3 protein-coding genes and 1 pseudogene are annotated in these 3,219 nt (G+C 73.2%); 3 read left to right on the forward strand and 1 reads right to left on the reverse strand.

What is annotated here, in order from left to right:
- Both K6I33_RS33515 and K6I33_RS33520 read left to right on the forward strand, forming a co-directional pair.
- Positions 1–187: pseudogene (locus K6I33_RS33515) on the forward strand (tetracycline repressor protein class H); the annotation flags it as partial.
- Between the two features lie 46 nt (positions 188–233).
- Entirely contained in the window at positions 234–1,250 is a 1,017-nt protein-coding gene (locus tag K6I33_RS33520) for a hypothetical protein (RefSeq protein ID WP_229358529.1), read from the forward strand.
- Between the two features lie 87 nt (positions 1,251–1,337).
- On the opposite strand, the gene serC is transcribed toward K6I33_RS33520, so the two are convergent.
- A complete protein-coding gene (gene serC / locus K6I33_RS33525; RefSeq protein WP_229358531.1) occupies positions 1,338–2,459 on the reverse strand; it encodes a phosphoserine transaminase in 1,122 nt (373 codons plus the stop codon).
- A gap of 101 nt (positions 2,460–2,560) precedes the next feature.
- Between serC and K6I33_RS33530 the strand changes: the two genes are divergently transcribed.
- Positions 2,561–3,219: FAD-binding oxidoreductase (locus K6I33_RS33530; protein WP_229358533.1), on the forward strand; the 659-nt coding region annotated here is incomplete at its 3' end.

Below are 3,219 nucleotides of genomic sequence, written 5' to 3' on the forward strand. Positions count from 1 at the left end.
CCCCCCTCAGCCCTCCACCAAGGCCGCCCCCGGCACCAGCGCCTGGCTCGCCGAACTCGACTGCGAGCGCTATCCGCTGGTCGTCGAAGCGGCCGGCACCGGAGCGGGCACGGACGACGCCGAGCGGTTCGGCTTCGCCGTCGACGCCATGCTCACCGGCTTCGGCGCGGCCGCCGGGCTTTCGTAGGCCCGGTCACGCCGGTCCCCGCCGCGCGCGATGGCAGGCTTGGGGCATGCGTCCCCTCCGCCCGGCCGCCGTCCTGGGAATCACGGCGTCGGCCCTGCTCCTTCCGCTGAGCGCCACGCCCGCGCACGCCGACACGCCGTCCGGCTTCACCATCGAGGACTCCCGCGTCACGGAGTCCAGCGGCCTGGCCGCCAGCCGCGCCCACCCCGGCGTCTACTGGACGCACAACGACAGCGGCGACGGCCCGTACGCCTACGCCGTGGACAGCCGTACCGGGCGCACGGTCGCCAGGGTGACCCTCGACGGCGTCGACGCCCGGGACGTCGAGGCGATCTCCATCGGCCCCGACGGGAACGTCTACCTCGGCGACATCGGCGACAACCTCGGCGGCACCTGGCCCGACGTCCGCCTCTACCGCTTCCCCGAGCCGAAGGAGCTCACGGGCGACATCACCGTCACCCCCACCACGTACACCGTCCGCTACGAGGACGGGCCGCGCGACGCCGAGTCCCTGATGGTCCACCCCCGCACCGGCCGGGTCTACATCGTCAGCAAGAAGCAGTCGGGGAAGGGGGCCCTCTACGAGGCCCCGGAGCGGCTCTCGGCGTCCGGCGTGAACACCTTCCGCCGCGTCGCCGACATCGACGTCTGGGCCACGGACGGGGCGTTCTCCCCCGACGGCACCCGGCTCGTCGTCCGCGGCTACTTCGACGCCCGCGTCTACCGCTGGGAGAACGGCCGCCCGGTGAAGGAGCTCGGCCGTCCCGTCGTACCCCTGCAACGCCAGGGCGAGTCGGTGACGTTCACCCCCGACGGCCGCACGCTGATGTACGGCTCCGAGGGCAACCGCAGCAAGGTCGTCCCGATCGGGCTCGAGGACGGACTCCTGCCGGACAGCGCCGCGAAGGAAAAGGGGAACGACAAGAACAAGGGAGGCGCGGGGCAGGCCGCCGACTCGGGCCCGGACGGCGACGGCCGCACCCTCACCATCGGGGCCGGAGCCGTCGCCGTCGTCGCCCTGGCCCTGGGCCTCCGGTGGCTGTTCCGGCGGCGTAGCGCATAAGCGGCCGGGGGTGCTCCCCGACCGCTTATGATCGTCAGCCCAGCCGCTCGTGTCTTTGGTCGCGCTGGGCCTCGCCTCCGCTGCGGCTCAGCCCAGCCGCTCGATCACATAGTCCACGCACGCCGTCAGCGCCTCGACGTCCGCCGGGTCGATCGCCGGGAACATCGCCACCCGCAGCTGGTTGCGGCCCAGCTTGCGGTACGGCTCGGTGTCCACGACGCCGTTGGCCCGCAGGGCCTTGGCGACGGCCGCCGCGTCCACGTCCTCCGAGAAGTCGATCGTGCCGATGACCGCCGACCGCTTCGCCGGGTCCGTGACGAACGGGGTCGCGTGCTTGGACGCCTCCGCCCAGCCGTACAGCGTCCGCGCCGACGTCGCCGTACGTCGCACCGCCCAGTCCAGACCACCCTGGCCGTTGAGCCACTCCAGCTGCTGGTTCAGCAGGAACAGGGTCGACAGGGCGGGGGTGTTGTACGTCTGGTTCTTCAGGGAGTTGTCGATCGCCGTCGGCAGCGAGAAGAACTCCGGGACGTGCCGCCCGGACGCGTGGATCCGCGCCGCCCGCTCCAGGGCCGCCGGGGAGAAGACCGCCAGCCACAGGCCGCCGTCGGCGGCGAAGGACTTCTGCGGGGCGAAGTAGTAGACGTCGCTCTCGGCGATGTCCACGGGCAGGCCGCCCGCGCCGGACGTGGCGTCCACCAGCACCAGCGCGCCCTCGTCGGCGCCCGCGACGCGCTTGACGGGCGCGGCGACACCGGTGGAGGTCTCGTTGTGGGTGAGGGCGTAGACGTCGACGCCCGCCTCCGCCTCCGGCTCCGGGTGGGTGCCCGGCTCGGAGGAGATCACCGTCGGCTCGGCCAGCCAGGGCGCCAGCTTCGCGGCCTTGGCGAACTTCGACGAGAACTCGCCGAACGACAGGTGCTGCGACTTGGACTCGATGAGGCCGTGCGTGGCGATGTCCCAGAACGCGGTGGAGCCGCCGTTGCCGAGGATCACCTCGTAGCCCTCGGGGAGGGAGAAGAGCTCCCGGATGCCGTCGCGCACACCGCCGACCAGGTTCTTCACCGGGGCCTGGCGGTGGGACGTGCCGAGGAGGGAGGTGCCGGTGGCGGCCAGGGCGTCGAGCGCCTCCGTCCGCACCTTGGACGGGCCCGCGCCGAAACGACCGTCGGCGGGCTTGATGTCAGCGGGAATCTGGATATCAGCCACGGCCGCAGCCTAGTGCGTGCCGTCTGCCTGCGAAAACGTCTCGTCCACCCGATGAGACGATTCCACCGGTAACCTCCCCGCTCCCTGGGCAGGGTGGTCGTATGGGCGATCACAGCAGCCACACCGACCTCTCCACAGAGCTCCAGGCGTCCCTTCGCGCATCCGTGCGCGGAGACGTCGACTTCTCCGCCTCCGCCCGCGCCCTCACCACCATGGACGCCTCCAACTACCGCCGCGTGCCACTGGGGACCGTCGCCCCCCGCGACGCCGACGACGTCGCCGCCGCGCTCGCCGTCTGCCGCGAGCACGGGGTGCCGGTGGTGGCGCGCGGCGGCGGGACGTCGACCGCCGGGCAGGCGACGGGCGAGGGCGTGGTCCTCGACTTCACCCGCCACATGGCCGGCGTCGTACGCGTCGACCCCGAGGCGCGCACCGCCGTCGTCCGGCCCGGCGTCGTCCTCGACACGCTCCGGACGGCGGCCGGCGCGCACGGGCTGACCTTCGGGCCGGACCCGTCGACGCACGGCCGGTGCACCCTCGGCGGGATGATCGGCAACAACGCCTGCGGCGCCCACTCGGTGGCCTGGGGCACCACGGCCGACAACGTCCTCGCGCTGGACGTGCTGACGTACGGCGGCGAACGCGCCCGGCTCACCAGGGGCGGCGGTCTCGACGGGCTCCCCGCCCGCCTCGCCGACGGCGTACGGGCCCTCGTGGACGGCCACTTGGCCCTCCTCCGCACCGGCTTCCCCCCCCCCTC

Source organism: Streptomyces sp. UNOB3_S3 (assembly GCF_020740895.1).
GTDB lineage: Bacteria > Actinomycetota > Actinomycetes > Streptomycetales > Streptomycetaceae > Streptomyces.

What these genes read in the sequence shown, in the direction of transcription:
- K6I33_RS33520 (WP_229358529.1), top strand. Translation starts at nt 234, where the DNA reads ATGCGTCCCCTCCGCCCGGCCGCCGTCCTGGGAATCACGGCGTCGGCC.